The organism is Butyrivibrio sp. AE3009 (genome assembly GCF_000420845.1).
Taxonomy (GTDB): domain Bacteria; phylum Bacillota; class Clostridia; order Lachnospirales; family Lachnospiraceae; genus Butyrivibrio.
Genome location: NZ_ATVS01000002.1, coordinates 53,036 through 79,770, shown reverse-complemented (window position 1 = coordinate 79,770; position 26,735 = coordinate 53,036). Strand labels below are relative to the sequence as shown.

The following is a 26,735-nucleotide window of genomic DNA, read 5'->3' as shown; positions in this document are numbered from 1 at the left end:
ACGCGAAATCAAATACACCGACTGTATGAAATTATAAGAAAAACGAAATACTTTTTTTATTTCTTTCCAAAATATGGGCCGCCACGTCAAAATCGTAGGCCTGAAGGAGGCTATCCTTAGTAAGTACCTCACTCTTTGGGCCGCTAAAAAGCAGCTCTCCGCCCTTCAACACCGCAACATCATCTGCAATATCCGCTGCCAGCGTGATATCATGGAAAACACCTACAATAGTGGGTTTATAGCTCTTTCCGTCCCGGAAGAAGATCTCCCCATTTCCAAAGGCTCCAAGATACTCCATAAACTCCGCCTGTACCTTGAGATCAAGGTGATTCATGGGTTCATCCAGAAGAAGTATGGGGCTTCTCTGGGCCATGGCTCTTGCCAGGAACACTCTCTGGAGCTGACCGCCTGACAACTCAGTGATCTGGCGGTTTCTGATGTTCTCAAGTCCCAGGGACTTAAGCGTTTCCTCAACAATCTCACGGTCCTGTCCCCTGTCAGCCATAAATCCGCTTTGGCCGGCAGCATATCTTCCCTGCATTACAGTCTCATAGACGCTGTAGGAAAAATATACCTGAGACATCTGGGACAAAAAGGCAATGTAGGAAGCTATCTGCTTGCGATTAAGCGTTTTCATGTCATGACCGCAGACGCTGATACTCCCCTTAGAGGGAAGGATTCCCGCTATGGTCCTAAGAAGCGTAGTCTTACCGCTACCATTGCTTCCAAGAATACAGAGGCACCTCCCTTCATATATGTCCAGGGAGAAATCCTTCAATACATATTCTGTTTTGTCCTTTCCCCCACGGCCATAACCGGCACTCACATGGGACAGGGTAATTATCTTTTCACTCATAATATCTCCGGCATCAGAAACTCATTTTTTTACAAAATATACCCACAAAAAGAATGGTGCGCCCACCAGAGCTGTGATCGCTCCAACCGGTATCTCCTCCGGTGCAAGGATCGTCCTGGCAAAAAGGTCAGCTATCGTCATAAAGCTGCCGCCAATCAGCATGGACATGGGAATTACAAGTCTGTGGGAAGCGCCGAACACCCTTCTTACGATATGTGGCACTGTCAGATCCACAAATCCTATGACGCCCACGAAGCACACGGACACACCGGTAAGAAGAGATGACAGTATCAGAAGAATGATCTTGTTCTTTTTGACATCAACACCAACCGCCAGAGCCTCTTCGTCTCCGAAGCTCATTATATCCAGTTCCCTTGCAAAAAAGGCTATTGCAACAGTACACAAGAGGCTAAAGCCCAGCAGAATTGCCACATGTATCCATCTTCTTCCTGAAAAGGAGCCCATTTGCCAAAGGATGAGCCTCTGCATATGGCTCTTATTAAGAGCGCTGATCATCGTCATCAGCGCATTTACAAACAGTGAAAACACCATTCCGAACAGAATGATGGTGTGATTTTTGAGCCCCACGTCCAGTCTTGATGCTATGAAGAGCACCAAAAGGATCGTCATTAGTCCGAAGGCAAAGCCCGTGACCGGCAAAAGAAAAACATTTAAGAACGTTCCTGTTATCCCCGTAACTATTACCAGCGCAGCGCCAAAGGATGCTCCCGAGGAAACACCAAGGGTATAGGAAGAAGCCAGAGGATTCTGAAGGATTGCCTGGATCACGGCGCCGCTGACTGAGAGTGCTCCTCCCACCAAAAAGGCGCAGAGAACCCTGGGAATCCTGATCTCCCACACTATAGGAACAATTGACGCGTTGAAGGAAGGATCCGGCTCAGCACCAAAAAGCTTATAGCATACCACCTGCCATATATCCGAAACATGCAGGTTGACACTACCTATGCATATCCCCGATAAAAGGGCCGCCAGCCCAATAAGGCCGGCGGTGATGATGTATATTTTTTTACTTTTTACGAGTTTATTACTCTCCATCAAAAGGGTCCTCAACCGCTGCAAAAACATCGGGATAAATAGCCTTAGCCATGGCAACCATAGCTGAGATAACATGCTCGTTGGGCTGATTTACGGAATCGGAATCGATCTCATAGACTTCCTTGTTGACGATGGCGTTAACGTTCTCCCAGCCTTCCATCGTAAGAATTGTGTTAATAACATCAGGTGTGTACATATCAGCTGTAAGGATAACATCAGGGTTCATAAGAACTGCTGCCTCCTCGTTAAGGGCAGGCCACTGATCGGTCTCCTCTGCGGCAACATTCTTGGCTCCGATGATCTCAAGCATCTCATTGATGTAGGTTCCGTTACCTGCAGTGTAGATCACCGGATTCTCAGCAGAAGGAGTATAGAGTTCAAAGAGTACTGTCTTTCTCTCCTCCTCAGGAATCTGTGCTGCAAGGTCTGAGATTGTGGCGATGGCTTCATCCATATTTTTGCAAACGGTCTCTGCTTCGCTGTCCTTGCCAACGCACTGTCCGATGAAAAGAATGTCTTTTTTGATATCTTCTATTGATGCACTGCTGGGAATATCGGCAACGCATACGCCGGCTTCCTTGACAGACTCAAATACGTCGTTTCCGTGAGCTGCGCTCATACCGGAAGTAAGAACAAGGTCTGCTCCAAGCATAACGATTGCTTCCTGATCGGGAGCCATCATATCGAACTGGGGAATATCCTCCTTAAGTGCAGATCCATAGCTTCCATAAGAATAAGTATCGCAGGCAACGATCTTGTCTGCAAGACCAAAATCTATAAGTGTTCTTGTGATAGAAGGTGCCATTGAGATGATGGAATCGACAGTCTCAGGGATCACGATGTCGTTACCTGCTCTGTCCTGAACTGTTCCTTCTGCTGCAACTTCTTCAGTTGTTGCTTCCTCTGCTCCGGACTCTACAGCTTCTACAGCCTCTGTAGCATCTGCAGCAGGTGCCTCTGTAGTAACCTCGCTCTCAACGGGTGCAGGTGCAGTAGCAGTCTCTCCGCAGCCTGCAAGCACGCCTGCAATGATGGCTGCACTCATAACTACGCTCAAAAGTTTCTTTTTCATAATTATCCTCCAATAAAAATGTAATTGAGACTTCCGGGCGACAAAAGAAAAGCCCTTGTGGAAATACATCCACAAAGGCTCATGCGTGCAAGTTATTCGCAGCACCTTCCCTGGTCGCGAGGAAGTACATGTGCCTGTGCATGGGCAAGTATCTGGCTGTCACAGTAGCGGCACTGTCCGGGAGTTCCACCCGGTTCCTTGTTAGGCTGGCAGTAAGGTCACAGGAAATTGATTCTTACCACGCAGCACCTATGCACGTAGAAAAAGATATCACAGACTGTAGGCTACGTCAAATCAGCTCCTATATTTGACGCCTCAGTCAAGGTTACCGATAATATAGCCTGTATATGCCGGAATATCCAGACCGCCGCCAAAATCTATGGCAGAGCCTGTTATCAGATCTATTCCCCTGCCGGCTCTTGCATTGAAATCCGCATGGAAGGGATTTTCATCCGCATTTATCACAACCAGCGCTCTGTCACCGTCGCATTCTCTCTCAAATATGCACTGCCTGTTGGTAAGAACCAGTGACTTGAAATCGCCATAACTTAGGGCCTTGCAGGAGTTCTTGGCCTTGCAAAGTGCAGCTATCGTATCTGTAAGCTCTGTCCACTCCGGCTTATCAAAACAAGGTCTTAGCGCCGGATCACCCTGAGATTTGTCCGCCTTGGTGGCCCACTCACTTCCGTAGTAGATCGTAGGTATTCCAGGCATTCCAAACATCAGAGTATATATGAGCTTCAAATGCTCAGGCCTCTGCAAGATGCTGGCAATCCTGCTGACATCATGATTGTCAACGAAGGACAGAAGGTGCTTGCCTCTGTATAATGTCCAGTTCTCCGGCCCAAACTGCCTTAGGAGTGAATGAACGATTTCAAAGAGGTTCATACTGTTAAGCGCCGAATGCATTCCCTTGTAGCACTCATAGTTAGTCGCGGAATGGCACAGCTCATCCCCCACAATGCGGTTGTAATCACCACCTATCATCTCACCCATGAGGAAAAAGTCCTCTTTCCAGCCGGCGCTTTCCCTTCGAAGCCTCTTAATAAACTCAGGGTCAAGGCAATAGGCCACATCCAGGCGAAGTCCGTCAACTCCGAATTCATCAACCCAGAATTTGGCACTCTCAAGAAGATAGTCCGCCACCGCAGGATTGCGCAGATTAAGCTTAACAAGGTCATAATTGCCTTCCCAGCCCTCATACCACAGACCGTCATTATAATTACTGTTTCCCTCAAAGCTTATGTTAAACCAGTCCTTGTACCGGGAATCCCAGCGTTTTTCCAGAACATCCTTAAAGCCCCAAAAGCCTCGTCCCGCATGATTAAACACTGCATCAAGAACAATCTTTATCCCTTCCTTGTGAAGGGCATCGCATACTTTTTTGAAATCCTCATTGGTTCCAAGGCGCACATCGATTTTTTTGTAATCCCTTGTATTGTAGCCATGGGTATCGGATTCAAACACAGGGTTAAATAATACTGCGCCGACTCCCAGCTTTTTAAGATGAGGAATCCAATCCAGGACCTTCAGTATTCTGTGCTGCAGCTCCCCGTCATTTTCAAAGGGTGCTCCGCAAAAGCCCAGCGTATATATCTGATAAAAAGATGTCTCATAAGCCCACATAGTCACGCCTCCTCTTTCCAGAACTTATCAAACTTTGCAAAAATCAGCGGATAAACTCCCACAGCCACAAAGCATGATATCAGATATCTCAAAAATCTTACGCAGTAAGCAGCCAGCGTAGGTGACGACAAAAACTCTGAAGAAAACGGCATTTTAAGGATCTTGGTAAGTGCAAGAAACAGTGCTGCTCCCGCGATAACTCTCACAATTATCCTTACCGGCTTCTTCGAATTCCTGAAATGCACAACTAACTTGTCAAATTCTCTTGAGAGGAAAAATCCTCCAAGAAGTCCCAGGCTGGAGTAATAGTCATCGGTCTTACAATAGAAAAATCCCAGCGCCGCTATAAGGAATATTATCAGATTAAGCAGCCACTCTTTTTCCTCAGGGATCTTATTTTGCAGAAATGAAACCAGGAAAACCACAACCAATCCCGACAGCCATCCGCAGAGCACATCCGTGGGATAATGAACACCCACCGTCATTCTGGACAGGCCCACAAGAAGCGGCATAACAATGGCAATTCCAAGCAGCACTTTGTTCTTCTTGTACTTTGCCATGGAAGAATAAGCCGACACACTGTTGGTGGAATGTCCGCTGGGAAAAGAGAACCCCTGCGCCGCAATGTCATAGATATCAGCGTTCTTTTCAACGGGCCTTAGGCACTTGATCTGCGGGTTGTCAAAATATGGCCTTCTTCTCACAAAAATATTCTTGAGAAGCGGATTAAGGACGCAGCCAAGCAAAATGCTGGTTCCCACATAATTACCCATTTTCTTGTCATAGCCCCAATAGATAAAGCCCATGACCAGCACCAGCACCATCTCTTCTCCGAAATATGAAAAGAAGGAAATCACACTCAGAGCAAACCCTCCAAATATGCTCTGCAAAAACTGCATGAAGGCCACTTCAAAATCAAAGTAAAAGGTATTTCCCGTTGCCAAATCCATAGTTTAGTCCTTTCACCAAATTATTTGAATAAACATATCCTTCCACTATTATACTATGCTTCTTGCACACAATTTACATACTTATCCGGCTCAATTCTTAAAAGACGATAAAATAGCCCCCTTCCGGCGCAGGCTATAACGCAATTTTGCTCAAATTTACTCAATAAAAAAATTCCTCAAAATTTCTCAAAAATCTTGTTGACAAATATACCTACATCGAGTTATAGTATCTAAGTCGGCTGCGGCAAGCAGTCACGAAATAAATATGGCGAGGTAGCTCAGCTGGCTAGAGCACGCGGTTCATACCCGCGGTGTCGAGGGTTCAAGTCCCCCTCTCGCTACTAAAAAGGAAGCGTTTATCGCTTCCTTTTTTTGTGTCTTCTGGCGTTGCTAATTTGCATCGCAGCTTGCTCGTCACCCCCGCAATCTCTTCCGCCGGCGTCACTTGGAAATATTCCCTGGAAAAAGAAAAATATTACCCGTAATTCTTCCGAAAACAGGTAATATTCCCGATCAGCCAATGAAAACCGGTAATAAATATTAAAAACTCGCTCTCATGCCACAATAACAAATCCTTTGTTCCCATCATTTTGAGATAAACAGTACTCCCAATGTTCCTGGACCACAATGAGATGAAACAACGCTTCCTGCGCGGGTTTCAAGGATTTCTTTAAACACGCCGAGGCCGCTAAGATACTCTCTTACAGCTTCAACAACTTCCCTGTCGCATCCTGAATGGGTTATGAACACACGCTCAGGTCTGGCATTCTCTAGATCAGCCTCCATGTCTTTGACATAATCAAGCACATAGCGTCTGCTGGATCCGCGATATTTCTTTTCCGGGTGCATTGCTCCGTCAGTTACTGCAATGCGTGGATGGATCTTTAATGTCGTACCAAAGAAGGCTGCAAGCCCCGAACAGCGACCACCTCTATGAAGGTAGACAAGGGTATCGATTACAAAACTTGCTCTGACCTTATCCCTGGTATTCTCTATCTCTTCAACAATTTCTTTAGCTGCCTTTCCCTCTTTAGCCAGTTCTGCCGCATATACTACCAACAGGCCAACTCCGGTGGAAAGATTGGCTGAATCTATGACATGAACTCTGTCAGACATGCCAAGTTCCTGCGCCGCAAGCCTTACATTATTGAAGTTTACTGACATGGACGAAGATATAGTAAAAACAATATATTCATCCGAACCCGCAGGATCCAGGAATTTTGAGATATCTTCAATGCTGGCTGCTGCTGTCTTGGGCGTTTCCCGATGTTCATCAGACCACTTATAGATCTGTTCAGGAGTAATATTGACGCCATCCAGGTACTCCTCATCTCCTAGTCTTACATAAAGCGGAATTATTCCTATGTTGTATCTCTGAACCAGTTCCTTTGACAGATCACAAGTACTATCTGACAGTATTTTTATCATTTTCTTTCCCCCAAGCAATTACGCGCCTTTGTTTTCCTTTTTATTTTTTTTATGAACCTCAGGAAATTCCAGCTTTTCTGCGCTCTCTATATTTTCTTTTGCATAGTTTTCGTATGCTTTTCTATAGTGCTTCTGGCGAGCCCAGATATCATCTGCTACAGGTCCCCACTCTTTTGAATAATTATCGCACTTTGCGCAGAGGTGTTCAACGCTTTCCTCTGATTCTTCATTGGTGCCATGGGCTCCGGATCTTGCGACCATCTCTCTAAGGAGCTCAGGATTCTCAAGCATCGGGCATGGTCTCAAATGATTCTTATTGAATGGCTGTCCCTTGTGATATTCCATGAAAAGAGGACTCTGAAGCATCTCAAGTATTGAATGAGTATGGATATTAGTGTTGGAGAAGTGGATAAATACGCAGGGCTCTGCATCTCCACTTGAATTGATATGGAAGTAGTTTCTTCCGCCAGCGATACAGCCACCAACTGCCTCTCCATCATTCTGGAAATCCATAGGGAAGAACCCTATATCGCACTTGTCACTTCTAAGGTATCTGATTTGATCTACCATCTTTCTTCTCTGCTCTACAGTAGGCATAAGCTCTGGTACCGCATTATTTCCTACTGGCATATAGTGGAAAAAGAATCCGAATCTTGCGCCTTTTTCAGCTATGAACTCGATGAACTTAGGGTCAGTTACTGCCTCGATATTATTTCTTGTATAGCAGATGGAAGTTCCATAGACAATTCCGTATTTCTTAAACAGGTCCATGGCTTTCATTGCAGCGTCATAATGACCAATTCCACGTCTCGCATCATTTGTATCAGGAGTACCCTCGATAGAAAGCTGGAACGTGATATTTCCAAGTCTTACAACTTCCTTACAGAAGTCCTCATCAATTAAAGTGGAGTTGTCAAAAATAGAGAACTCAACATCATTGTGTTTTTCAGCAAGGCGAAGTACATCCTTTTTTCTTACAAGTGGCTCTCCGCCTGTCATCATGTATAGGTAAACACCAAGCTCTTTTCCCTGGGTAACAATCTTATCCATATCTTCAAAAGACAGATTATGCTTAGGACCATAAGTACCGGACCAACAGCCCTGGCAGTGCATGTTGCAGGCGCTTGTAGGATCAAATAGAATAAGCCATGGGATATTGCATCCGTACTTTTCTCTGTTTGCCCTGATCATCTTGGTACCTCTGAAAAAGGCCTCATAACCAAGGTTGAGCATTGTCATCTTGGCAACATGAGGATCTGTCTCATCAACTACTTTATTTATAAACTTGACCCATCTATTGTCAGGGTCCTTGAAAGCTGCTCTTACCTGATCAAGCTTGTCCTTTCTTGCTCCATCTTTCCCCCAGAATTTCTCTGCCTGATCTACGAGTTTTAAATACGTTTCTGTTCTGTTCTCAGCTTTGTCGAGATTTGCAAGAAATCTATCAATCAATAGGCTAAATGCCTGTCTCTGCGCTTTGTGAGATAAGTTTTCTACTAATTCCATACTTGTTATTCCTCCCCGCTATGTGTTACAATCGTTTTGATGTTACAAGTGTAACGCCGCAAGAAATGTAATACAACGGCTCTACTCTCGGACATGACAGTAACAGTGCCAATTGGAGCGATGTTACATAATCGTATATTTTGTAACGGCGAGGAAAAGAAATATGACTGCCACAAAAGAACCTTTGACAGAAATGCAGAAAAAAGAAGTTCTGCGAATGAATAACAAAGAGTCTAACCAGCTGACCAGAGAATGCCTTCAGCTTGCGCTGATGCACCTAATGGGCGAACACCCGTATGAAAAGATCACTGTCAGTGAGATCGTGCGTCGTGCCGGAGTTTCACGTACTGCCTTCTACCGCAACTATACTGACAAGGAAGATATTTTGCATGAACTCGGTAACAGACTGATAAAAAGCATAGCAGAAATTTGTGAAAAACCAGAACTGCATGAGAATCCTCATCAGTGGTTTGAAGATGTTTTCCGTACCATCCGCGAGGATAAAGAAACCATTGCCCTGTTTGATCAGGCAGGTATATTGAAACGTGAGCTCTTTTCCGGCAGGTCCATATCAGAACTTCTGTATCCTACAACAGATACAGAGATCAAATACATCAGGCTTGCTTTAGAAGCAGCCTTTTTCCAGATACTTATCAGCTGGTTCAGAGAAGGGATGCAGGAAAGCGAACAGCGCATGGCTGATATATGCGTAGAAATGTTTGATAACACATTGAAAAAACTGTCATAAAACAAATGTTGATGATAATTTGATGATTGTCATCAGATGATGAAGCCGGCAAGGTCGTTAATGGCAAGGAATCTCACGTTTAAGTGTTGTGATCTGTTGCTCAAGCTTAATGGCCTGAGCACTTCGAATCGCGGAATCCTTGAGCGTAGAACCCGCTTTAGTTAATATACTGCCGAGATCATTTAATCCCACTGCGATAAACCTCCTTTAATCATGTATCCTCCCATGAAAAAGCCGCACGGTTGGCGGCTTTAGAATTTACATGATTTTTAGTTTTTTTATGCAGGAATGAACTCGATATCAGAAGCATCTATCATACCGGAATCAAATCTTACAACACATTTCCACATTGATGCCTGCATATATACATTCATGACAGTGCCCACTCCAAATTCGGGGTAAATAAGGAGCATAACCTTATCTCCGATGGCAAATCTTGGTGTTGAAGCAGTTCCTGCTGCGCCGCCTGCGATATTTTCAAGTTCATTATCTTTTACCATGATTATCTCTGACATTTTATTTTCCTCCAATTCTAACGGTATTTTTTGTTTATTTTCTTACTCTCTTATTTATACGAAGGAAATAAAAATGTGGCAAAAAAATTTTGAGTCCCTTTACACACATGTAACACCCCGGATTGCTCCATGCTTCGCATTCTCGCACTCCTACAAACCACTCGGAAATCGCGGGGCCCCTAACCCCTGCTTTTTTCCTCGTGTTTTGGCGGGTAAAAAAGTCTTCCTCGAATTGCCAAGCGAGCTTGGCATTCGGGAAGACTTATTACCCTGGTGTTACATGTTTACATTAAAGAGATTTCTAAGCTCATTTACGATATCGTCTGCGTCGGCGTCAATACATACAGCCTCGTTGATTCCTGAAAGTGTCTGAAGTTCCTTCTTGTCGGAATCTTCCATCTCATAACCGATGGTGTAAACAGATACTCCGAGTCCGCCAACGATAGGTGTGATTCTCTCAAGCTTGTAGCCTGCGTTTTGAGCTCCGTCTGAAAGAACAAAGAGCATCATGTTGGCATTGGGCACTTCCTTGGAAGCTTCCAGAAGCATGTTCATTCCTACAAGTACTGCATCATAGGTTGCTGTCTGTCCGCCTACCTCAAGGTCTTTGACCGCACCGCTGAAATATGCTCTCTGCTTGTTGTCAAAACGCTTAACGGGAAGGTTGATATATACCTTGTCGCTGTAACTTACAAGTCCTACATAGCTGCTGGCATCAATATACTGCATTGTGTTAAGCAGTGAAGACTTAAGGGAATTGATTCTGGTACCGTTCATGGAGCCTGAAATATCGGTTACAAAAACTGCGATGGTGGGACGGGAACCGTTCTTGTTGGTCTTCCAGATTCTCTGGGCTGCAAGGTAATCTGAGCCTTTCATTCCATAGTCCTGAGATACATAATCCTCATGAAGATTGAAGCCACGCTCTGTAGCCATCTTCTGGCTGTCATCAGATAAGCAGTAATCAACGAATAACTTGGCTGCTTCCTGTCTCTCATCACTCACCCAGCCAAAAGTATACACGGGATGGTCATGACGAACACCTGCGGGTGTGTATACATAATCCTTAAGGGACTTGGTATTGATATAGGTCTGCTCCTCCATTACCATGGCATCTATGATACCCTTGGATGCGGAAGCCTTAAGAACTGAAGTTGTATAAGCTGCTGTAGGTGCATGATCCTGATATGCGATAAGCTCTTTCTCTGCCTTGTCTGAAAGAGGATTGGAATTATCAAAAGCGTACAGCATTGAGCACAGAATGTTCATACCTGTTGCGGAAGTATAAGGATTGGTATATGCAAAAACGAGATCTCCTGCATTTGCTGCCTTCAGAACGCCGTCCACGGTAACCTCTCCGTATTTCTCATGGTAGCTGTCATAGGCATCCTTGGACATCAGGATTCCGGCTGTGTTACCTGCGATCCTGTCAGCCAGCTTAACTGTCTTGACGCCGCTGGCATCCAGCATGTCACCCCACATTGTATTGGAAGGGATATAAAGATCAGGCTCATAACCACCCTCTGCGATATAAGTAAGGGTCTCACCTGATGAGATCTTTCTTACGGAAACGGTAACTTTCTTACCATCTACAGTGATTCCTTCCTTGTTGAATTTCTCACCGACTGCAACCAGCCACTCATCAGGATATGCAGAGCCGCTGAACTCAGAAGGCGCTGCAATCTCAAGGTTGATCTCGCCGTTGCCCTTAAGCATCATATCAAAGATATCGATATCTGCCAGTGAATCAGCAACTGAAGCCTCCTCCATGTCAACATCAAGTCTCGCTGAAACCGTCTGAGGATTGATGTTCTTGACGAAGGCGTTGAGCTCTTTGACCGCATCATCATAGCTAAGAGCACTTGTCTGGGTGTTATTGACTGTTACATTGTCTGTGGTGCAGGCTGTCATTGATAGAGCAAGAACTGCAGCTGCTGCGCCCTTTAAAAATCTTTTCATTTTCATAGTATTACTCCTCCTATATGTGAAATGGCAATTTAGTTATAGGTATGTCTCAGGGACTGCCCTATGGCATCCGCATAATCCTGAATCATTGTTACCGCATCGGTATCTTCATTCTGCTCATTGGTATAGCGTGCAAGCTCCAGCAGGAATTTCTTGGCGTTGTCCCTTATCTCCTTGTTGCTGTCAAGGATCTTCCGGCTCTCGGTAACGAATTCATCCGAGGTTTCAAGGGCAACATAGAGATTGACTATTCCGCGGCAGTTGTGATAAAGAGCCGTCTTGGCCTGAGAGATGATCTCCTTCATACTCTCAAATTCCTTCATATCATTAAACTCAAAGAGCTTGTCGCTTCTTTCGGCGAACTCGTCCATGTCATCCATCTCTTTTAAAAGGATCTGCCCAACAGGAACAAAATTCTCTTCCTCCTGCATAAGGCCTGTGACAAGTCCTCGTACGTCTTCTTTCTTTTTGCGGATGGCTTCTTCCTTGGCTTCAATATCCTTAGCCATGAACTGCGCATTCTTTTTCTTCTCGCCTATTATGGAAGCTGTGGCTATCGCTGCCATGGCTGCGCCTACAATTGTTACTGCGCCTCCTGCAATAACTGACATCCTTAGTGCCTGAATTCCGGCTGTTATTATGATATCTGTAGAGTTCATATTAAGGGCCACGGTAGATATCAAGCCTGCTCCAAACAAGCCTCCGCCCAATATGGCATTTTTCATGGAATTTTCTTTTTTCATAACCTGTATCCGTCTCCCTTTTCTATCATTCTTAAAAGATTGACCACATCAAGAGTCTTCTTGTGTTTACGGGCAAGTTCCAGTTTCTCTCTGGCAGAGGCAGCATTGTCGATAAGTTCTCCCAGCGATGCTGTATGTGTCTTCACTGTCATGAGAATATGCTGTATCTGCACAAGACTTAATCTGCAGGTCTCGGGAACATCACCGTTCTGCGAAGAATATTCCTCAGATAGTCTCATCAGCTTATCTGTATCTTCCCCCGCCTCTGCTTCAATCTTGTCGAAGGCGCTCTTAGTAGCCGTCAGCTGAATGATATAGGCGTTCAGCCCCTTGATCGCTGCGTCTATCTCTGTTGCTGCGGGGATAGCTATCATCTCCTGTCTCTTTTGGAGCTTTGCTATTCTCTCGGGATAATCTGCGATTTTCTTTTGTAAAAAAGTAATTTCTGTCTGGTTCATCATCCAAGTAATCCTCTTAATCACACGTGGAATATTATAATGGATTTTGAACATTTTTGCAGTAATAAAAAGGGATTATCTGATAATAATCATAAAATCAGGCAGGTCTATAATAAATAACAATTTATTGGAAATAAATGTTCGTAATTCACCAAAAAAGAGACGTCTGTAAGACGCCCCTTTTCCGGACATTTGGCAATATGCTTTTTATTTGACAGTAACCTTTACTACCTTGCTAAATCCGCCATCAACAGTGGTGATGGTGATGTAGGCTATGCCGGGACTTATTCCCGCTATCTTGCCGGCATCTGATACCGTCACTATCTCGGGATTACTGCTTCTATAAGTCACCGCTGTGCTAAGTACATATTTTTTACCGGTATATTTGTAATACTCCGGTGTCGCTTTTATTGTAGAGGTCTTTCCTTTTTTGATCGACTTGATATAATCGAAGTCTTCATCGGAAACCGGATTTCCAAGTCCGCTTATCTTAAGGCCTGTTACATGTGAATATATGGTAACGGTGCAATAAGCCTTCTTGTTGGTTCCTTTTACACAGGCTGTAACCTTGATCTTGCCTGAGTTAACACCCTCAATAACGAGTTTGGCTGTTCCTTTTCCTTCAAGAGACTTAAGCTGTTCACCATTCTCCTCAAGATGGGCCTTAACCCTTGCTGCGTCGCTTATGGTCCATACAAGCTCAGTATCCTCTGTAACGCCCATAGGGCTTATTGTAAGGGTATTATTACCGTCTTTAAGTCCCATTACGGCATCAGTCTTGTCTAATGACAGAGTGACTACATTCACCGTACAGGTGGCAAAAACAGCGCCATCTTCAGCAGATATCACTGTAATAGTGGCGGTTCCGTTATTCTTGGCTGTTACCTTACCGCTGGTTCCTACAGTGGCAACAGAGGCATTATCAACTTTGTAGACAACCTTCTGGTTACTTGCCGGGGATAATCCATCAAGTGCCAGTACACTTACCTTCAGGGCCTTAGCGGTTCCCTTGGCTAGGTCAAACTTGCCGCCTGTGATATCAAGCTGGTCCTTATATACTTTTATGGACTCAGCCTCAGGCTTGATGGTTATGGTGCATTTGGCTGTCTTTTCGGGATCTGCCTTGGCTGTAGCAATGATAACCGCAGTTCTCTCGACTGCTGTAGGAAGTGCCTTTATCGTGATATAGGCATCGGAGCTGTCACTTATCTCAATATAATCTCCGCCCTCTGCAATGCTCCAGGTTACGCCGCCCTCTTTGGGAACAACAGGAGAAAACCTGGCATTTACCGTAGCCTGCTTGCCACCTGTCAGGGATACGCTGCTCTGACTTAGGCTAAATCCACTGAAAGTCTGGTTCTTGACAGATACCTTGCAGGTCAGGGTCTTGGCTGCTGCGCCATAAGGTTTATAGGTGGCCTTGACGGGAATATTGCTCTTTATCAGCTCTCCCGCAGTAACGACACCTGTTTCCTCATCAACAGTCAGATACTTGGAATATGCGGCGTCAATACTCCATTTTACGCCGGATTCAAGTGTTGCCTGTCCTCCTTCACTTGCGTTTGTTACTGTAGGAACTATGTTTACTCCAAGGGCATAGCTACTTCCCGGGGAGATGACAACGCTTGACTGCAGCATCACCGCTTTTTTGACGGGAACATATACAAAATACTCTTTGGAATCAGATACGCCGTTGGCTGCGGTAAGTGTTACCGTAACCGTTCCTTCGTTAACACCTGTGAGGGTTCCGTCGGATTTGATGGTTGCAAAACCGGTGCCGCCCTTAACTTCCCAGGTATAGGCTTTGTTCAAAGAAGCATCTTCATCTTCGCTGCTTAATACTGCGCTGAGTTTGAGATTTTTGCCGGCTGCTACCGATACAGCTCCGCCGTCCTCTATCCTTACGCTCTCAACAGCTTTGCCCACAGTTACAATGCAGGTTCCGGTAACTCCGGTTCCGTCTGTGGTGGCCACCGTTATGGTTGCCTGCCCATTAGAAACTGCGCTCACTTCTCCGCTTTGATTCACCAGGGCAACTGCGGTATCTGAAGAGCTCCATACAAGCTTCTGCTCTGCTTCAGCAGGAAGGATAGCTGCGCTTATGACCGCACTCTCTCCTACGCCCAGAGATACTGTAGTTTTATCCAATTTGATTCCGGTTGCTGCCAGTTTAACATTTACGGAAGCTACAGCACTGTATTCTCCGTCCGCACTGACTGCCTGTATTGTCGCACTCCCCGGCATCTTGGCGGCTACTGTACCACCGGTACTTACAGTTGCCACGTTAGCGTTATCACTGCTCCAATATACTCTGCCGTCATATGAATCACCATTGCTGAATTCCACATGCAGAGTCTTACTTCTTCCTGTCAGCATGTCGAATCCTGACAGATCACTGTAGGCATCGTCCCTTATAACGATGTATTTATCTACTATCGGATCCGGATCGGGGATTGGCTCAGGTTCAGGTTCAGGCTCAGGCTCGGGTTCAGGCTCTGGGTCCGGTGTAGGATCCGGAGCCGGTGTGGGATCCGGTGTCGGTGTCGGTGTAGGACTTGGTGTAAAATCCGAACCGGGCTCAGGTGCGGGTTCCGGGTCAGGCTCTGGGTCTGGTGTAGGATCCGGAGCCGGTGTGGGATCCGGAGCCGGTGTAGGATCCGGTTCAGGTTCGGGCTCCGGCTCAGGTTCGGGCTCGGGTTCAGGCTCCGGCTCAGGTTCTGGCTCGGGTTCAGGTTCAGGCTCAGCCTCCCACTGCGCATACAGTGTTATGCCGGCATTCTGAGTTGACAGCAGATTCCTAACAACCGCTTTGTCGCCATAGGATGTTCCCTGACCATCTGCCCTTGTATTCCATCCAATAAAGTTATATCTGTCTCTGGTAAAACCATTTACAGTCAATGTAACGTTTGTGTCATACACAGCGCTTGATGGAGACATGGATCCCGTTCCACCGTTGGCATTGTAGATGATCTTGTAGGTTATCGGTGTATAGTGGGCATACAGCGTGTGATTCTCACTTATCACCGTTGAGGCTGAAGTAACCTTGCTTCCGTTTGTTCTCTCTGTGTACCAGCCGTCAAAGATGTACCCGGTTCTTACTGCTTCCGGAAGGTCACCATACTCATTTCCGGGTATTGCTGTAATCTCGGATACCGATACACTTCCCGAACCGGCATCAAAAGTCACCGTTACAGGCGTTATCACAGGCACCGAATATGATACGCAGTTCTTGGTGAATGCTTTGATTCGGATATTTCCCTGACGGAAATAGCTATTGATTACCTTGTAATCAACCCATCTGTTGTTGGTATAAATATAGCTCTGGTTACTGCTTGAGCTTACCGTCGTTTTGTACCAGGAACCGGTGTAGCCATACTCCGCTCCGAAGGAAGCATTTCTCCCGGAATCGGACAATTCCACAACTGCAGCAAAGCGGGTTCCGTGGTCCAGCATAACGGAATTTTCAAGAGGCACCGTATAATATCCTGCGAAGGTTGTTTTTCCCGTGGTGGTACACTCAGGCACATATATTCCGCTCTCAGGTCCCTGACTGCTATCGGGATTGACATATATCTTAACGGTATAGTCCACATCTGAGCTTGCGGTGTAGAAGGATACGGCCTGAAGCTCTTCTATATCACTGTTTCCGCTGATCTCAAAAACATTTGCAGCCTTTGAGCAGTCATAAGCCTGTGAGGTTGCCATTCCGCCGTCGTATTGATAGTTGTTGTCATACTTATCTGCTGCATCGTATACAGCTGCAAAAGCCTTGCCGGTAAGTGAAGGCTCATAATAGGACATCCAGAAATACCCGTAATAATCCTGCATATTACTGTAATTGCCTTCTTTCCAGCTGTTTCTTACAAGATAGGCACCGTTGCCCGCAGGAGCGTTGGTAAAATGGCTCTTGGGAAAATCATCATCCCAGCCCACGATCGTAACTTCATGGTTGGCATTCTGAGCGTTGGGGTTATAGTAAGAATTGTAGGTGCTGTTGTATACCCCATTACTGATGGCTGTCTTTCTTGAGTTAATGGCTCCATAACCCACTGATACAGCGCCGCACTGGGCAACCAGTTTCTTGACGTTCTCTATATTGGAGGTATTCAGATTTGTTTCAAAATAATGAGTAAGGTGAGCTGCGTCCTCGTAGGCTATTGACGAATCCAGCCCTCCGGCGTTGGCCTGACCTGCCATGTCCTTGTAATTAGCGGTATCTTCGTCAGCAGCTCCGGTCCAGGATGCGAGAACATTCTGGGCAAACTCCGCAGAACCACCGCGGTCCAGCAGCGTGCTGCCGCTTTCAAGTATCGCCTGGTTTTTGTCTCCCTGGGTTCCTCCCAAGGGATCCGTTACAGAGTTATAACAAAAATAAGCAAGATGAAGTTCCGAAAGATCCACATCTTTACTTACAATCCCCTGCTTTATAAGACTCATCTCAGCAAGAGCCATCGATGCATGAGCCCAGCAGCTTCCATATGGAGACTGATTTCTTAAGTTTGGTAAGGTGCCCGGAATATAGGCAGATGAAAGCGCAGAAGTAACGGGTTCTATCGACATAAGGCCGGCAGAATCCGTAAATATTTCCTCATCAAGAACAGGATCATCCACTTCCATGGGTTCTTCCACTTCCATGGCGCCCCCCGGCGGAATGATCTCATCAGAATCAGCCGGGTCAGATATGTCCTCTTCCTCAGCCGATAATTCATATTCTGTATCGTCAAACTCCGTATCATCTCCCTCTGATGCGGAGATCACATCAACCTCTTCGTCGGAAATAACCTCCTCCGACTCATCTATCCCTGTAAGGTCTTGCTCTTCAGATAACTCTTCCTCGATCAAAATATCGGAAGCCGAAGCCGTACCTGAATAGGAAAATGCCAAAGATACTGCCAACAACGCTGCGAGAATCCGTCTCTCCATAAACTCTTGTCTCCTTCTCTAAGAAAGTTTTCCCTAAGTAAAAGCTTTGGATATTCTCGCAAAAAATCTTGTGTTTAAAGTCGCCCAACTTTTAATTGTATTTCGGCAATATTACTTTGGCACTTTAGTATGTTTATTTTTTTTTAATCAATTACTTTGTGGATCCATTTTCCACTCTTAAATCTTATGGTAAAAATAATTCCTCGTATGAACCAGTCAGCAAACATGCCGATCCATACGCCCATTGCCCCGAATCCCATCACTCTGATGAGAAAGGTTGCAAGGGTTACCCTGCAGAGCCACATGGTAAGCGTTGCAACCAGCATGGAGAACTTAACATCTCCGGCAGCACGCATCGCATAAGGAGTAACGAAGGAAGGCGCCCACAAAAGAGGCTTGGCTATGGTAATCCAGCCCAGCATATAGATGCACAGCTTGGCGCTCTCTTCCTGCATCCCTGCCAGCATAGTGACAGGTCTTGCAATCGCATAGGTAAAAAGGCAGCTGGCAAGTATTGCAATGTATCCCCAGAGTACCATCTTCTTGGTATAGTACACCGCCTCGTCTTTTCTTCCTGCGCCAAGACACTGTCCAACAATGGTCATAAGTCCGATACCGACACCTATTCCCGCAACGCCGTTGACATTCTCAAAAATATTGGTCATGGACTGAGCTGCGATGGCTGCGGTTCCAAGAAGTGATACCGAAGACTGGATTGCCAGCTTACCGAACTGGAACATGGAGTTCTCTATTCCGTTTGGAATGCCCATGGCCAGGATATTCTTGATCTTGGGCATATCGGGCCTTATCTTGTGATATGCTCTTACGGATATCTGCCTGTCCTTCTTTCGTAGAAGTGTAAGCAGCACCACCGCTGAGAAGATTCTGGAAAACAAAGTAGCCAGCGCTGCGCCGTATACTCCAAGACCAAATCCCCATATCAAAAGGGCATTTCCCGCCACATTCAAAAGATTGGATACTATGGCCACATTCATGGGAAGCCTGGTGTCGGACTGAGCACGGAAAATAGCGCTCCCCGCCGCTGCCAGGGATATCCCCGGATAGGACATTATCGTCAGCAGGAAATAAATGCTTGCGGCGTCCATAACATCCGCATCGATTGTTCCAAATATGAGGGATAACAGCCCTTTTCTGAATATCAGACATATGAACATCAGGGAAAAAGAGATAAACGCTGATACCAGAAGTACCTGCCTTGCTGCGTCATTGGCTCTTTTGACATCCTTCTGCCCGATATAGGTGGCGCATATAATAACTCCGCCGGTAGCCATGGCGTTAAAGGCCTGAACCACCAGGTTATTGATTGAATCTACAAGAGATACTCCCGAAAGAGCCGCAGCACCCACATTACTTACCATCATGGAGTCCGCAAGTCCCATAAGGGAGTTCAGAAATTGTTCCGCAATAATAGGAATCAGCAACAGGAAAAGCTTCCTGTTGCTGAAAAGATGTTCTTTCTTATCCATTTCAAATCCTTACATATACTCAGGAGCATCAAATCCCAGAAGATCGATGCCTGTCTCAAGTACCTTGAGTGTTACGGCAAGAAGTGCGATATAGCTGCTCTTCTTGTATTCATCAGCTTCTGACAGGATCTTGGTTCCGTGGTAGAAGCTGTTAAAGGCATTACTGAGGTCATAGATATATCCGCAGATTCTGTTAGGTGACAGATCCTTGGCTGCGCTCTCAACAGCATCGGCAAATCTTGTAAGATTCAGCATAAGCTCCTTCATTGCAGGGCTGTCGGGATTGCCGAGCTTGGCTTCCTTCACATTGCCGCCCTCAGCCTCATATTTTCTGAGGATAGATTTGATACGAACGATGGTGTAGAGAATATATGGGCCTGTATCTCCCTCGAAGGAAGTGAATTTATCAACGTCAAATATATAATCCTTGGCAGGCTGGTTGGAGAGATCGCCGTACTTGATAGCTGAAAGAGCAACCTTGTGGGCTGTGCTCTTAGCCTCTTCGTCGCTGATCTCGGGATTGCCTTCCTTGATCCTTGCAAACATCTTCTCATCGATCTCGGAGATGAGATTCTCAAGACGCATAACGCCGCCCTCTCTTGTCTTGAAGGGCTTGCCGTCCTTGCCGTTCATGGTTCCGAAGCCTACGAAGTGAAGCTCTGTCTCAGGCATAACAAGTCTGGTCTTGCGTGCGCAGCGGAATACCTGTGTGAAGTAGAGTTCCTGTCTCTTATCAACAACGTAGATGATTCCCTCAGGGTGCTCACCCTCCATACGCTGCTTGATGGTAGCAAGGTCTGTTGTGTTGTACAAAGAAGCTCCGTCGGACTTAAGGATCATGCAAGGCGGAATCTCCTTGGTATCTGTCTCCTCAGCTACATCTACTACAAGAGCTCCCTGGCTCTCATGAGCATAGCCATGGGACTTCATATACTCAACCATTCCGGGAATTGTCTCATGGGCATCTGATTCACCCTTCCAGAGATCAAAATCAACGTTCAGGTTCTTATAGTTCTTCTTAAGATCATTAACAGATACATTGAGAATGTGGTGCCACAGCGCTCTGTAGGGCTTGTAGCCGTCCTGAAGGAGCTTGGTTGCTTCCATAGCCTCTGCCTTGAAAGCCTCATCCTCCTTGGATCTCTTGCTGGCTGCAGGATAGATCTCCTCAAGCTCTGTTACGGTAAAAGGAGCCTCCTTGGGATACGTTCCTTCAAAATCAGGATCAAAATAGCACAGCTCAGGCTTTTTCTCCTTAAGACCTGTTATAACAAGTCCCATCTGAAGCCCCCAGTCTCCCAGGTGAACGTCACCGATTACCTTGTTTCCTGTATATTTAAGAATTCTCTTGATACTCTCACCAATAACCGCGCTGCGAAGATGTCCTACGTGAAGAGGCTTGGCAACGTTGGGTCCGCCGTAGTCGATAATGAACTTGGGCTCATGGCCGGGAAGTGTCACGCCAAAGCGCTTCTCATGAAGCATTCTGACGATGTAGCTTCTTGCAAAATCTCCGCTTACGATAATGTTAAGAAAGCCGGGTTTAACAGAATCAACCTTCTCAAACATCTCATTATCCTGAAGCTTGGCAGCCACTTCATCAGCAATGATAAAAGGGGCCTTGCCGTACTTCTTGGCGCCGGCCATAGCGCCGTTGCACTGATATTCGCAAAGGTCAGGTCTGTTGGAAATTGTCACCCTTCCAAGCTCCCTGTCATAGCCTGCTGCCTCAAAGGCATCTCCTACTTCTTTTGATATTAGTTCAAGTACTTTTTCCAAAATTTTACCTTCTTTCGAATCCAAATTTTTCAATAGACCTACAAGATTTTAACAAAAAAGCTCATATCTATCAACGTTTATTTATAGACCCAGGAGACTTATGATCTTATCCGCTATTTCCTCAGGTGTAAGCGCGTCCGTATCCACCACGATGTCTGCAGCCTGTTCATATATCTCGCGCCTTTCATCCTGAAGCTCTTTTATCCTGACAAGGGGATCCTTGGTCTGCAAAAGAGGTCTGGTGGTGTCATCCTTGATCCTGTCATATACAGTTTCAGGCCTGGTCCTTAAATACACAACCTTGCCGGCCTTCTTAAGAAGCTCTCTGTTCTCTTCTCTGACAGGAAGTCCGCCTCCAAGGGAAATCACTGTTTCTCTCCAGTGGTCCTCCACAATGGTGCGAAGAAGCTCTGTCTCCAGATCTCTGAAATACTGCTCTCCCTCCCCTGCAAATATCTCGTTAACACTCCTCTTCTCGGTATCCACAATGACTTCATCCGTATCGATAAGCTCCAGTTCCAGCTTGTCGGCAAGGATCTCTGAAACAGTGGTCTTGCCGCAGCCCATGAAGCCCTCAAGGATGATATTTCGTGAGCCAATTACTTCCAGCATAAGAGATCTGTAGACTTCGTCTGCTTCCTCCTTGCTGATCTTAAAGTCGTTTCCTTCCGAGCCGTTCCAGAGTTCAAAGGCATCCACCGCCTGATACAGCAGCATCTTAAGACCGGAAACCGTCTTGGCACCTGCCGCCTCAGCAAGTTTAAGGAACTTGGTATCAAGAGGTCTGTAGACCATATCCACCGCAGCGCTGACGTGTCTGTAGAACTCCTCATCCTCTATAACCGCGCTGTTTACATCCGGGAAAAGTCCCACGGACGTACACTGAAGTACAATAAATCTGTCCTCCAGCATATAGAGCCTGCCATAATCCTCAAGCTTCATTGGAATAATGATATCTTCCCAGGTAGCTGCCTCACCTTTTGCGCTAAGGCCATCCTCTGTGCATTTATCTTCAAGGCCCATTTCCGCAACAGCCTTGTTAACTTCTGCTGCCACATACTGTGCCTTCTCATAGGTTCTGTTAAGGATATATACCTTCCTGGCGCCCTTGCTGGCACTAAGAAAGGCTGCGGGTCTTGCCACGCCGCCGGCTCCAAGGATAACAACCGCCTCTCCGGACAGCTCAACGCCTTCTTCTCTGATTGCTCTGTAGAGTCCCGTCATATCAGTGTTGTAGCCCTTATAGCCGCCACCTGGTATTCTCACAAGAGTGTTGACCGCACCTATCCCCTTGGCAAGAGGATCTATATCATCAAGAAAAGGAATCACCGCACTCTTATGGGGAATTGTAACATTAAGCCCCAGTATATCCAGAGCCTTAGCCCCCTTAACGGCATCCTGAATATCACTATGTTCAACCTCGAAGGGAACATATACCATATTGATCCCCTTGATCTGTGCCAGTGCATTATGAATAAGCGGTGACAGCGTATGTTTCACCGGATTACCGATAAGTCCGCAGGTTCTTGTATATCCGTCAGTATAATTCAGCATAGCAAGCTCCTAATTGTATTTTTTAGTCCTACAGCAAATTGTACCTTTTATCACAACCGCCTGCAACCGGCATAATAAAAAAGGAGATACAAAAACTGTATCTCCGAGTCATCACATATACTTTTATGATATGTCTTATCACAGGCGAATAACGATTCCGTCCTCTGTTCCTGCGATGATGTTTCTGTTCTTTCCTGCCAGGTCCTTACCGCCTACAAAATACTGATATTCATGAAGCAGATGATCCTTTTGCATGCCTGAGATGGCATGTCTCATATCCTCTGATGCAAGGCCCTTTTCTCCAAAGAGGTCAATTGCATTGGCATCATAAACACCAAAGGAAATGGCGACGTTTTCGATAGAAGCGTTATCCCTTACGGGAACTTCGGAGACGGTGAGATCCATCTCCTTTTTGGGACTTTCCTCCGGAGTCTGTGAAGCTTCGTTGTCCTTAAGTTCGGGAGCTACCGATGGTCTAGGATCAACCCTAAGGCTGTCCGCAGCAGGTGGTATGTTATAAGCATTATAGCCGTAATTTCCAAGTCTGTTTAATGCCATAAGCCTTACCTCCTTTCCTTGCCTGATTGTGTTCACAGCATATATCGGATAACCCCCACATTTTCTTAATATAATTATACAAAAAAAATCTTAAATCCCAATTTAGCTTGACGGAATTTAAGATTTTTTTAATAAATATTACGTTATACCGGCTGCTTTCAATAAAGCTTTGGTGTAGTCAGCCTGCGGATTTTTGTAAACATCTCTGGTCTTGCCATATTCCACGACGCGACCATTTTTCATGATAAGAACGTGATCACTCATGCGGTACACAACGCGAAGGTCATGGGATATGAAAATTATGGATATTCCAAGCTTCTTGTGAAGATTGGTAAGAAGCTCCATGATCTGGGCCTGAATGGTAACGTCAAGAGCTGAAACAGGCTCATCTGCGATCAGCACCTTGGGGTTACGCATAAGGGCAATTCCTATGCACACCCTCTGTCTCTGGCCTCCTGAGAGCTGCGACGGATATCTCTCCAGCATGTTAAGCGGAAGCTCAATATCCTTCATTATCTCTTCAATCCTGGCTCTTCTCTCCTCCTTGGTCCACTGTCTCTCCTTGTCGACTCTTAAGGGTTCCTCCAGGAGCCACCCTATGGTCTTGGCCGGATTAAGTGAATTGTAAGGATCCTGAAATACCATCTGAGGTCTTGGATATTTCTGCCATATCTCCCCGGTGTAGTCCTTGTTGATGCCAACAATGGCCCTTGCAAGGGTTGATTTGCCGCATCCTGATTCTCCGGCTACTGCAAGAACCTCGCCTTCCTCCATGGAAACAGAGACTCCGTACAGAGCCTGTACTTTTTTATCTTCTTTTTTTGAAAAAAGCTTTCTCTTCCTGTTCTTATAAAAAACGTTCAGGTCGGAGATTCTAATAACTTCATCTGCCATATGCTTTCATCCGTTCTAAATCTGTCTTTACCCAAGATCGATCTTGGGAATCGCAGCAATAAGCTTCTTGGTATAGGTGTCCATCGGTCTTGTAAAAACAACTGAGGTCTTGCCGGTCTCCACGATTCTGCCCTTCTGCATTACGATAACTCTCTCGCAGAGCTGACTTACAAGGCTGAGGTCATGGGATATGAAGATTATGGAGGTTCCTCTTTCCTTGTTGATTTTCTTAAGAAGATCCACAATCTGGGCCTGAACCGTTACATCAAGAGCTGTAGTGGGCTCATCTGCGATCAGTATCTGAGGATTGCCGATCATGGCTGCAGCGATCATGACTCTCTGTCTCATTCCGCCGGACAGCTCATGGGGATACATGTAATAGATATCCTCGGCCTTATCCAGGCCAACGCTTCGCAGCATTTCAATTGCTCTGGCCTTGCGCTCGGCTTTTTTGATCTCAGGATGATGGATAAGAAGCGGTTCCTCCACCTGCCAGCCGATTCTTTTAACCGGATTAAGTGATGTCATGGGCTCCTGGAAAATAATGGAAATCTCATCTCCCTGATATTGCCTGAGGGTCTTTCTGTCACAGGTAAGAAGGTCGTTGCCGTCAAACATGATGCGGCCCGTCTTCTTAATCTGATGTCTTGATAAAAGACCTGCTATGGCAAGGGCACTCATACTCTTGCCTGAGCCGGATTCGCCAACTATCCCAACGATCTCACCCTTACCCAGCATCAGGTCAAAGTCTTCCACCGCTGTCTCAGGAAGGTCGTGGTCATGAAATTCTATATGAAGATCGGTTACATCAAGGATTATTTCCATCTTCTGATTCCCTCCCCAAGAAATGCAAAACCAAGAACCATCAGCACGATGACGATACCGGGACACAGAACATAGCTGGGCGTCGTAAACATATACTGCTGAGCATCCGAGAGCATCTTACCAAGGCTTGCATAAGGCGGCTGTGAACCAACGCCAAGATAGCTAAGTCCTGCCTCAGCAAGAACAGCATTGTTAAAGCCGATAAGTATTGATGAAGCCATTACTCCCTTCATATTCGGAAGGATATGCACAAATATCATTCTAAGGTCCGATACTCCCTGCAGTCTGGCATTTTCGATATAGTCCATGTTCTTGCAGCGAAGCACCTCGCCTCTTACTATTCTGGCGAAGCTTGGCACAAAGGCGATTCCCAGTGAAACGATCAGCTGAATCCAGCCAACTCCGAATACACTGACGATTACCAGCGCCAGGAGGATACTTGGGAATGCAAAAAGAGCATCAATTACTCTCATGGTGATCTCATCCAGCATACCGCCATAGTAGCCCGTTATGGCCCCAATAATGGTTCCTGTGCCTGCACCTATGATCACGGTACCTATGGCGATAAGAAGAGTCACTCTGCTACCGTACATAACACGGCTGAACACATCTCTTCCCATGTTGTCGGTGCCCATGAGATGCCTTGCGGATATTCCCTGAAGCTTGTCGGCTGCGTTCATCTTGGTGGGTTCATAGGGCATCCAGAAAAAGCCCACAATTATCATGATTAGAATGATCCCCGTGATAAGAAGACCTGCCGTAAGATATGGATCCTTCAAGATCTTTTTAATTGATATATCCTTCATCAGTCCTCTGCCTCAATTCTTGGATCGATTATTCTGTATACTACATCCACCAATAGATTTATTACTATTACGATCGAGGCGATACCCATAATAATGGCCTCAACCACGGGATAATCTCTGTTACTGATACTTGTGAGAAGTATTCTGCTGATTCCGGGAATACTGAATACCTGCTCAATTACAAGGCTGCCTGCAACCATGTCCGCAAGAGCCATTCCAAGGAAGGTGACTACAGGTATCATGGCATTCTTGAGCACATGTCTGTAGAGAACGCCGTTGGTGTTGTTACCCCTACTGTAGGCCGTTCTGGCGTAGTCCTTGCCGGCCTCATCAATAAGGCTTCCCCTAAGGAGCTTGACTGTCATGGCTGTCTTGGGCAAAGAAATAGCCACTGCAGGGAAAATAAGATAGCGGACAAAGCCGCCAAAGTCGTCTTTATATGATACAAAGCCGCCCGGTGTGAAGACTCTCAGTATCATTCCAAACACAAAGGTAATAAGGATACCTGAGAAAAATGGCGGGCAAGCCATAATGATCTGATTAAATACGGTGATGATTCTGTCAAGGACACCGTTCTCATGCTTGGCGGTAATAATGCCAAGTGGAATCGAAACAATAACTGTAAGACAAAATGCGATAAGTCCCAGGGTCAGTGTGATCGGTATCTTGTTGGCGATCATTCCTGCCACAGGAACGCTGTAGCTGTAGGAGGTTCCGAAATCTCCTCTCAAAAATGATGTGAACCATCTGAAATATCTGACGATAAAGGGGTCGTTGAGGCCGAGCTTCTCTCTTGTCTGCCATACAAGCTCCGGAGATGCCTCAAGTCCCAGCATTCTGACTACCGGATCTCCCGGTATTAAATTAAAAGCGAGGAATACACATATGGACACCACAATTAGGGTTAAAATCATCATAAAAAACTTTTTAATGATATATCTCATACGCGTATTCCCCGCAATTAAAATTTTATAGTATTAAATAAT

Annotated in this window: 22 protein-coding genes, 1 tRNA gene and 1 riboswitch; of the genes, 2 read left to right on the top strand and 21 right to left on the bottom strand. The window is 45.8% G+C overall.

Going from position 1 to position 26,735, the window contains the following annotated elements:
* Nucleotides 1–31 precede the first annotated feature (31 nt).
* The 5 genes from G588_RS0101610 to G588_RS0101590 all read right to left on the bottom strand — a co-directional run bounded on the left by G588_RS0101610 (nucleotide 32) and on the right by G588_RS0101590 (nucleotide 5,560).
* Nucleotides 32–856, bottom strand: a complete 825-nt coding sequence (locus G588_RS0101610) for an ABC transporter ATP-binding protein (RefSeq protein ID WP_022777008.1) — start codon at nucleotides 854–856, stop codon at nucleotides 32–34.
* 21 nt (nucleotides 857–877) lie between these two features.
* Nucleotides 878–1,912, bottom strand: coding sequence for a FecCD family ABC transporter permease (locus tag G588_RS0101605; protein WP_022777007.1), 1,035 nt, complete (start codon nucleotides 1,910–1,912; stop codon nucleotides 878–880).
* Nucleotides 1,902–2,984, bottom strand: a complete 1,083-nt coding sequence (locus tag G588_RS18770) for an ABC transporter substrate-binding protein (RefSeq protein WP_022777006.1) — start codon at nucleotides 2,982–2,984, stop codon at nucleotides 1,902–1,904. The genes G588_RS0101605 and G588_RS18770 overlap by 11 nt, the downstream gene beginning before the upstream one ends.
* 126 nt (nucleotides 2,985–3,110) lie before the next feature.
* Nucleotides 3,111–3,252, bottom strand: a riboswitch (cobalamin riboswitch).
* A 47-nt stretch (nucleotides 3,253–3,299) separates the two neighbouring features.
* Entirely contained in the window at nucleotides 3,300–4,610 is a 1,311-nt protein-coding gene (locus G588_RS0101595) for an alpha-amylase family glycosyl hydrolase (protein WP_022777005.1), read from the bottom strand.
* Between the two features lie 2 nt (nucleotides 4,611–4,612).
* Nucleotides 4,613–5,560 carry a phosphatase PAP2 family protein gene (locus G588_RS0101590; RefSeq protein WP_022777004.1) on the bottom strand — a complete coding sequence of 316 codons (948 nt, stop codon included), beginning with the start codon at nucleotides 5,558–5,560 and terminating at the stop codon, nucleotides 4,613–4,615.
* 267 nt (nucleotides 5,561–5,827) lie between these two features.
* Between G588_RS0101590 and G588_RS0101585 the strand changes: the two genes are divergently transcribed.
* Nucleotides 5,828–5,901: transfer RNA gene (locus G588_RS0101585), tRNA-Met, on the top strand.
* A gap of 244 nt (nucleotides 5,902–6,145) precedes the next feature.
* Here the strand turns inward: G588_RS0101585 and G588_RS0101580 are convergent.
* Nucleotides 6,146–6,988 carry a DegV family protein gene (locus G588_RS0101580; RefSeq protein ID WP_022777003.1) on the bottom strand — a complete coding sequence of 281 codons (843 nt, stop codon included), beginning with the start codon at nucleotides 6,986–6,988 and terminating at the stop codon, nucleotides 6,146–6,148.
* A gap of 18 nt (nucleotides 6,989–7,006) precedes the next feature.
* On the bottom strand, nucleotides 7,007–8,494 hold the full coding sequence (locus G588_RS0101575; RefSeq protein WP_022777002.1) for a radical SAM protein: 1,488 nt from the start codon (nucleotides 8,492–8,494) through the stop codon (nucleotides 7,007–7,009).
* Between the two features lie 217 nt (nucleotides 8,495–8,711).
* On the opposite strand from G588_RS0101575, the gene G588_RS0101570 reads away from it, so the two are divergent.
* A complete protein-coding gene (locus tag G588_RS0101570; RefSeq protein ID WP_196804922.1) occupies nucleotides 8,712–9,242 on the top strand; it encodes a TetR/AcrR family transcriptional regulator in 531 nt (176 codons plus the stop codon).
* 57 nt (nucleotides 9,243–9,299) lie between these two features.
* Here G588_RS0101570 and G588_RS23240 read toward each other — a convergent pair whose 3' ends face one another.
* The 14 genes from G588_RS23240 to G588_RS0101500 form a co-directional block, all read right to left on the bottom strand.
* The gene (locus G588_RS23240) at nucleotides 9,300–9,434 is read right to left on the bottom strand and encodes a hypothetical protein (RefSeq protein WP_022777000.1); all 135 of its coding nucleotides are present in this window, start codon (nucleotides 9,432–9,434) and stop codon (nucleotides 9,300–9,302) included.
* A gap of 86 nt (nucleotides 9,435–9,520) precedes the next feature.
* Nucleotides 9,521–9,757, bottom strand: a complete 237-nt coding sequence (locus G588_RS0101560) for a hypothetical protein (RefSeq protein WP_022776999.1) — start codon at nucleotides 9,755–9,757, stop codon at nucleotides 9,521–9,523.
* A 276-nt stretch (nucleotides 9,758–10,033) separates the two neighbouring features.
* On the bottom strand, nucleotides 10,034–11,722 hold the full coding sequence (locus G588_RS0101555) for a substrate-binding and vWA domain-containing protein (RefSeq protein WP_022776998.1): 1,689 nt from the start codon (nucleotides 11,720–11,722) through the stop codon (nucleotides 10,034–10,036).
* Between the two features lie 32 nt (nucleotides 11,723–11,754).
* Nucleotides 11,755–12,465, bottom strand: coding sequence for a hypothetical protein (locus tag G588_RS0101550; protein WP_022776997.1), 711 nt, complete (start codon nucleotides 12,463–12,465; stop codon nucleotides 11,755–11,757).
* The gene (locus G588_RS0101545; protein WP_022776996.1) at nucleotides 12,462–12,926 is read right to left on the bottom strand and encodes a hypothetical protein; all 465 of its coding nucleotides are present in this window, start codon (nucleotides 12,924–12,926) and stop codon (nucleotides 12,462–12,464) included. Before G588_RS0101545 ends, G588_RS0101550 begins: the two co-directional genes overlap by 4 nt.
* Before the next feature lie 204 nt (nucleotides 12,927–13,130).
* Nucleotides 13,131–17,846, bottom strand: a complete 4,716-nt coding sequence (locus G588_RS21955; RefSeq protein ID WP_026668514.1) for an Ig-like domain-containing protein — start codon at nucleotides 17,844–17,846, stop codon at nucleotides 13,131–13,133.
* Between the two features lie 143 nt (nucleotides 17,847–17,989).
* Nucleotides 17,990–19,333, bottom strand: coding sequence for an MATE family efflux transporter (locus G588_RS0101535; RefSeq protein WP_022776995.1), 1,344 nt, complete (start codon nucleotides 19,331–19,333; stop codon nucleotides 17,990–17,992).
* Between the two features lie 9 nt (nucleotides 19,334–19,342).
* Nucleotides 19,343–21,112 (bottom strand): arginine--tRNA ligase, encoded by a 1,770-nt coding sequence (gene argS / locus G588_RS0101530; protein ID WP_022776994.1) that lies wholly within the window; start codon nucleotides 21,110–21,112, stop codon nucleotides 19,343–19,345.
* An 81-nt stretch (nucleotides 21,113–21,193) separates the two neighbouring features.
* Entirely contained in the window at nucleotides 21,194–22,666 is a 1,473-nt protein-coding gene (locus tag G588_RS0101525) for a shikimate kinase (protein WP_022776993.1), read from the bottom strand.
* A gap of 138 nt (nucleotides 22,667–22,804) precedes the next feature.
* On the bottom strand, nucleotides 22,805–23,224 hold the full coding sequence (locus G588_RS0101520; RefSeq protein ID WP_022776992.1) for a hypothetical protein: 420 nt from the start codon (nucleotides 23,222–23,224) through the stop codon (nucleotides 22,805–22,807).
* A gap of 138 nt (nucleotides 23,225–23,362) precedes the next feature.
* A complete protein-coding gene (locus G588_RS0101515) occupies nucleotides 23,363–24,118 on the bottom strand; it encodes an ABC transporter ATP-binding protein (protein ID WP_026668513.1) in 756 nt (251 codons plus the stop codon).
* A 27-nt stretch (nucleotides 24,119–24,145) separates the two neighbouring features.
* A complete protein-coding gene (locus tag G588_RS18760) occupies nucleotides 24,146–24,943 on the bottom strand; it encodes an ABC transporter ATP-binding protein (protein WP_051139895.1) in 798 nt (265 codons plus the stop codon).
* The gene (locus tag G588_RS0101505) at nucleotides 24,934–25,749 is read right to left on the bottom strand and encodes an ABC transporter permease (protein ID WP_022776991.1); all 816 of its coding nucleotides are present in this window, start codon (nucleotides 25,747–25,749) and stop codon (nucleotides 24,934–24,936) included. Before G588_RS0101505 ends, G588_RS18760 begins: the two co-directional genes overlap by 10 nt.
* A complete protein-coding gene (locus tag G588_RS0101500; RefSeq protein ID WP_022776990.1) occupies nucleotides 25,749–26,693 on the bottom strand; it encodes an ABC transporter permease in 945 nt (314 codons plus the stop codon). Before G588_RS0101500 ends, G588_RS0101505 begins: the two co-directional genes overlap by 1 nt.
* Nucleotides 26,694–26,735: the final 42 nt, after the last annotated feature.

Excerpts from the sequence above, each read along its gene's own strand:
- G588_RS0101580 (WP_022777003.1), bottom strand. The coding sequence starts at position 6,988 with ATGATAAAAATACTGTCAGATAGTACTTGTGATCTGTCAAAGGAACTG.
- G588_RS0101575 (WP_022777002.1), bottom strand. The coding sequence starts at position 8,494 with ATGGAATTAGTAGAAAACTTATCTCACAAAGCGCAGAGACAGGCATTT.
- G588_RS0101525 (WP_022776993.1), bottom strand. The coding sequence starts at position 22,666 with ATGCTGAATTATACTGACGGATATACAAGAACCTGCGGACTTATCGGT.
- G588_RS0101515 (WP_026668513.1), bottom strand. The coding sequence starts at position 24,118 with ATGGCAGATGAAGTTATTAGAATCTCCGACCTGAACGTTTTTTATAAG.
- G588_RS0101610 (WP_022777008.1), bottom strand. The coding sequence starts at position 856 with ATGAGTGAAAAGATAATTACCCTGTCCCATGTGAGTGCCGGTTATGGC.
- G588_RS21955 (WP_026668514.1), bottom strand. The coding sequence starts at position 17,846 with ATGGAGAGACGGATTCTCGCAGCGTTGTTGGCAGTATCTTTGGCATTT.
- G588_RS0101545 (WP_022776996.1), bottom strand. The coding sequence starts at position 12,926 with ATGATGAACCAGACAGAAATTACTTTTTTACAAAAGAAAATCGCAGAT.
- G588_RS0101590 (WP_022777004.1), bottom strand. The coding sequence starts at position 5,560 with ATGGATTTGGCAACGGGAAATACCTTTTACTTTGATTTTGAAGTGGCC.
- G588_RS0101505 (WP_022776991.1), bottom strand. The coding sequence starts at position 25,749 with ATGAAGGATATATCAATTAAAAAGATCTTGAAGGATCCATATCTTACG.
- G588_RS0101500 (WP_022776990.1), bottom strand. The coding sequence starts at position 26,693 with ATGAGATATATCATTAAAAAGTTTTTTATGATGATTTTAACCCTAATT.
- G588_RS0101555 (WP_022776998.1), bottom strand. The coding sequence starts at position 11,722 with ATGAAAATGAAAAGATTTTTAAAGGGCGCAGCAGCTGCAGTTCTTGCT.
- G588_RS0101560 (WP_022776999.1), bottom strand. The coding sequence starts at position 9,757 with ATGTCAGAGATAATCATGGTAAAAGATAATGAACTTGAAAATATCGCA.
- G588_RS0101570 (WP_196804922.1), top strand. The coding sequence starts at position 8,712 with ATGAATAACAAAGAGTCTAACCAGCTGACCAGAGAATGCCTTCAGCTT.
- G588_RS0101605 (WP_022777007.1), bottom strand. The coding sequence starts at position 1,912 with ATGGAGAGTAATAAACTCGTAAAAAGTAAAAAAATATACATCATCACC.
- G588_RS0101535 (WP_022776995.1), bottom strand. The coding sequence starts at position 19,333 with ATGGATAAGAAAGAACATCTTTTCAGCAACAGGAAGCTTTTCCTGTTG.
- G588_RS0101595 (WP_022777005.1), bottom strand. The coding sequence starts at position 4,610 with ATGTGGGCTTATGAGACATCTTTTTATCAGATATATACGCTGGGCTTT.
- G588_RS0101520 (WP_022776992.1), bottom strand. The coding sequence starts at position 23,224 with ATGGCATTAAACAGACTTGGAAATTACGGCTATAATGCTTATAACATA.
- G588_RS18760 (WP_051139895.1), bottom strand. The coding sequence starts at position 24,943 with ATGGAAATAATCCTTGATGTAACCGATCTTCATATAGAATTTCATGAC.
- G588_RS18770 (WP_022777006.1), bottom strand. The coding sequence starts at position 2,984 with ATGAAAAAGAAACTTTTGAGCGTAGTTATGAGTGCAGCCATCATTGCA.
- G588_RS0101550 (WP_022776997.1), bottom strand. The coding sequence starts at position 12,465 with ATGAAAAAAGAAAATTCCATGAAAAATGCCATATTGGGCGGAGGCTTG.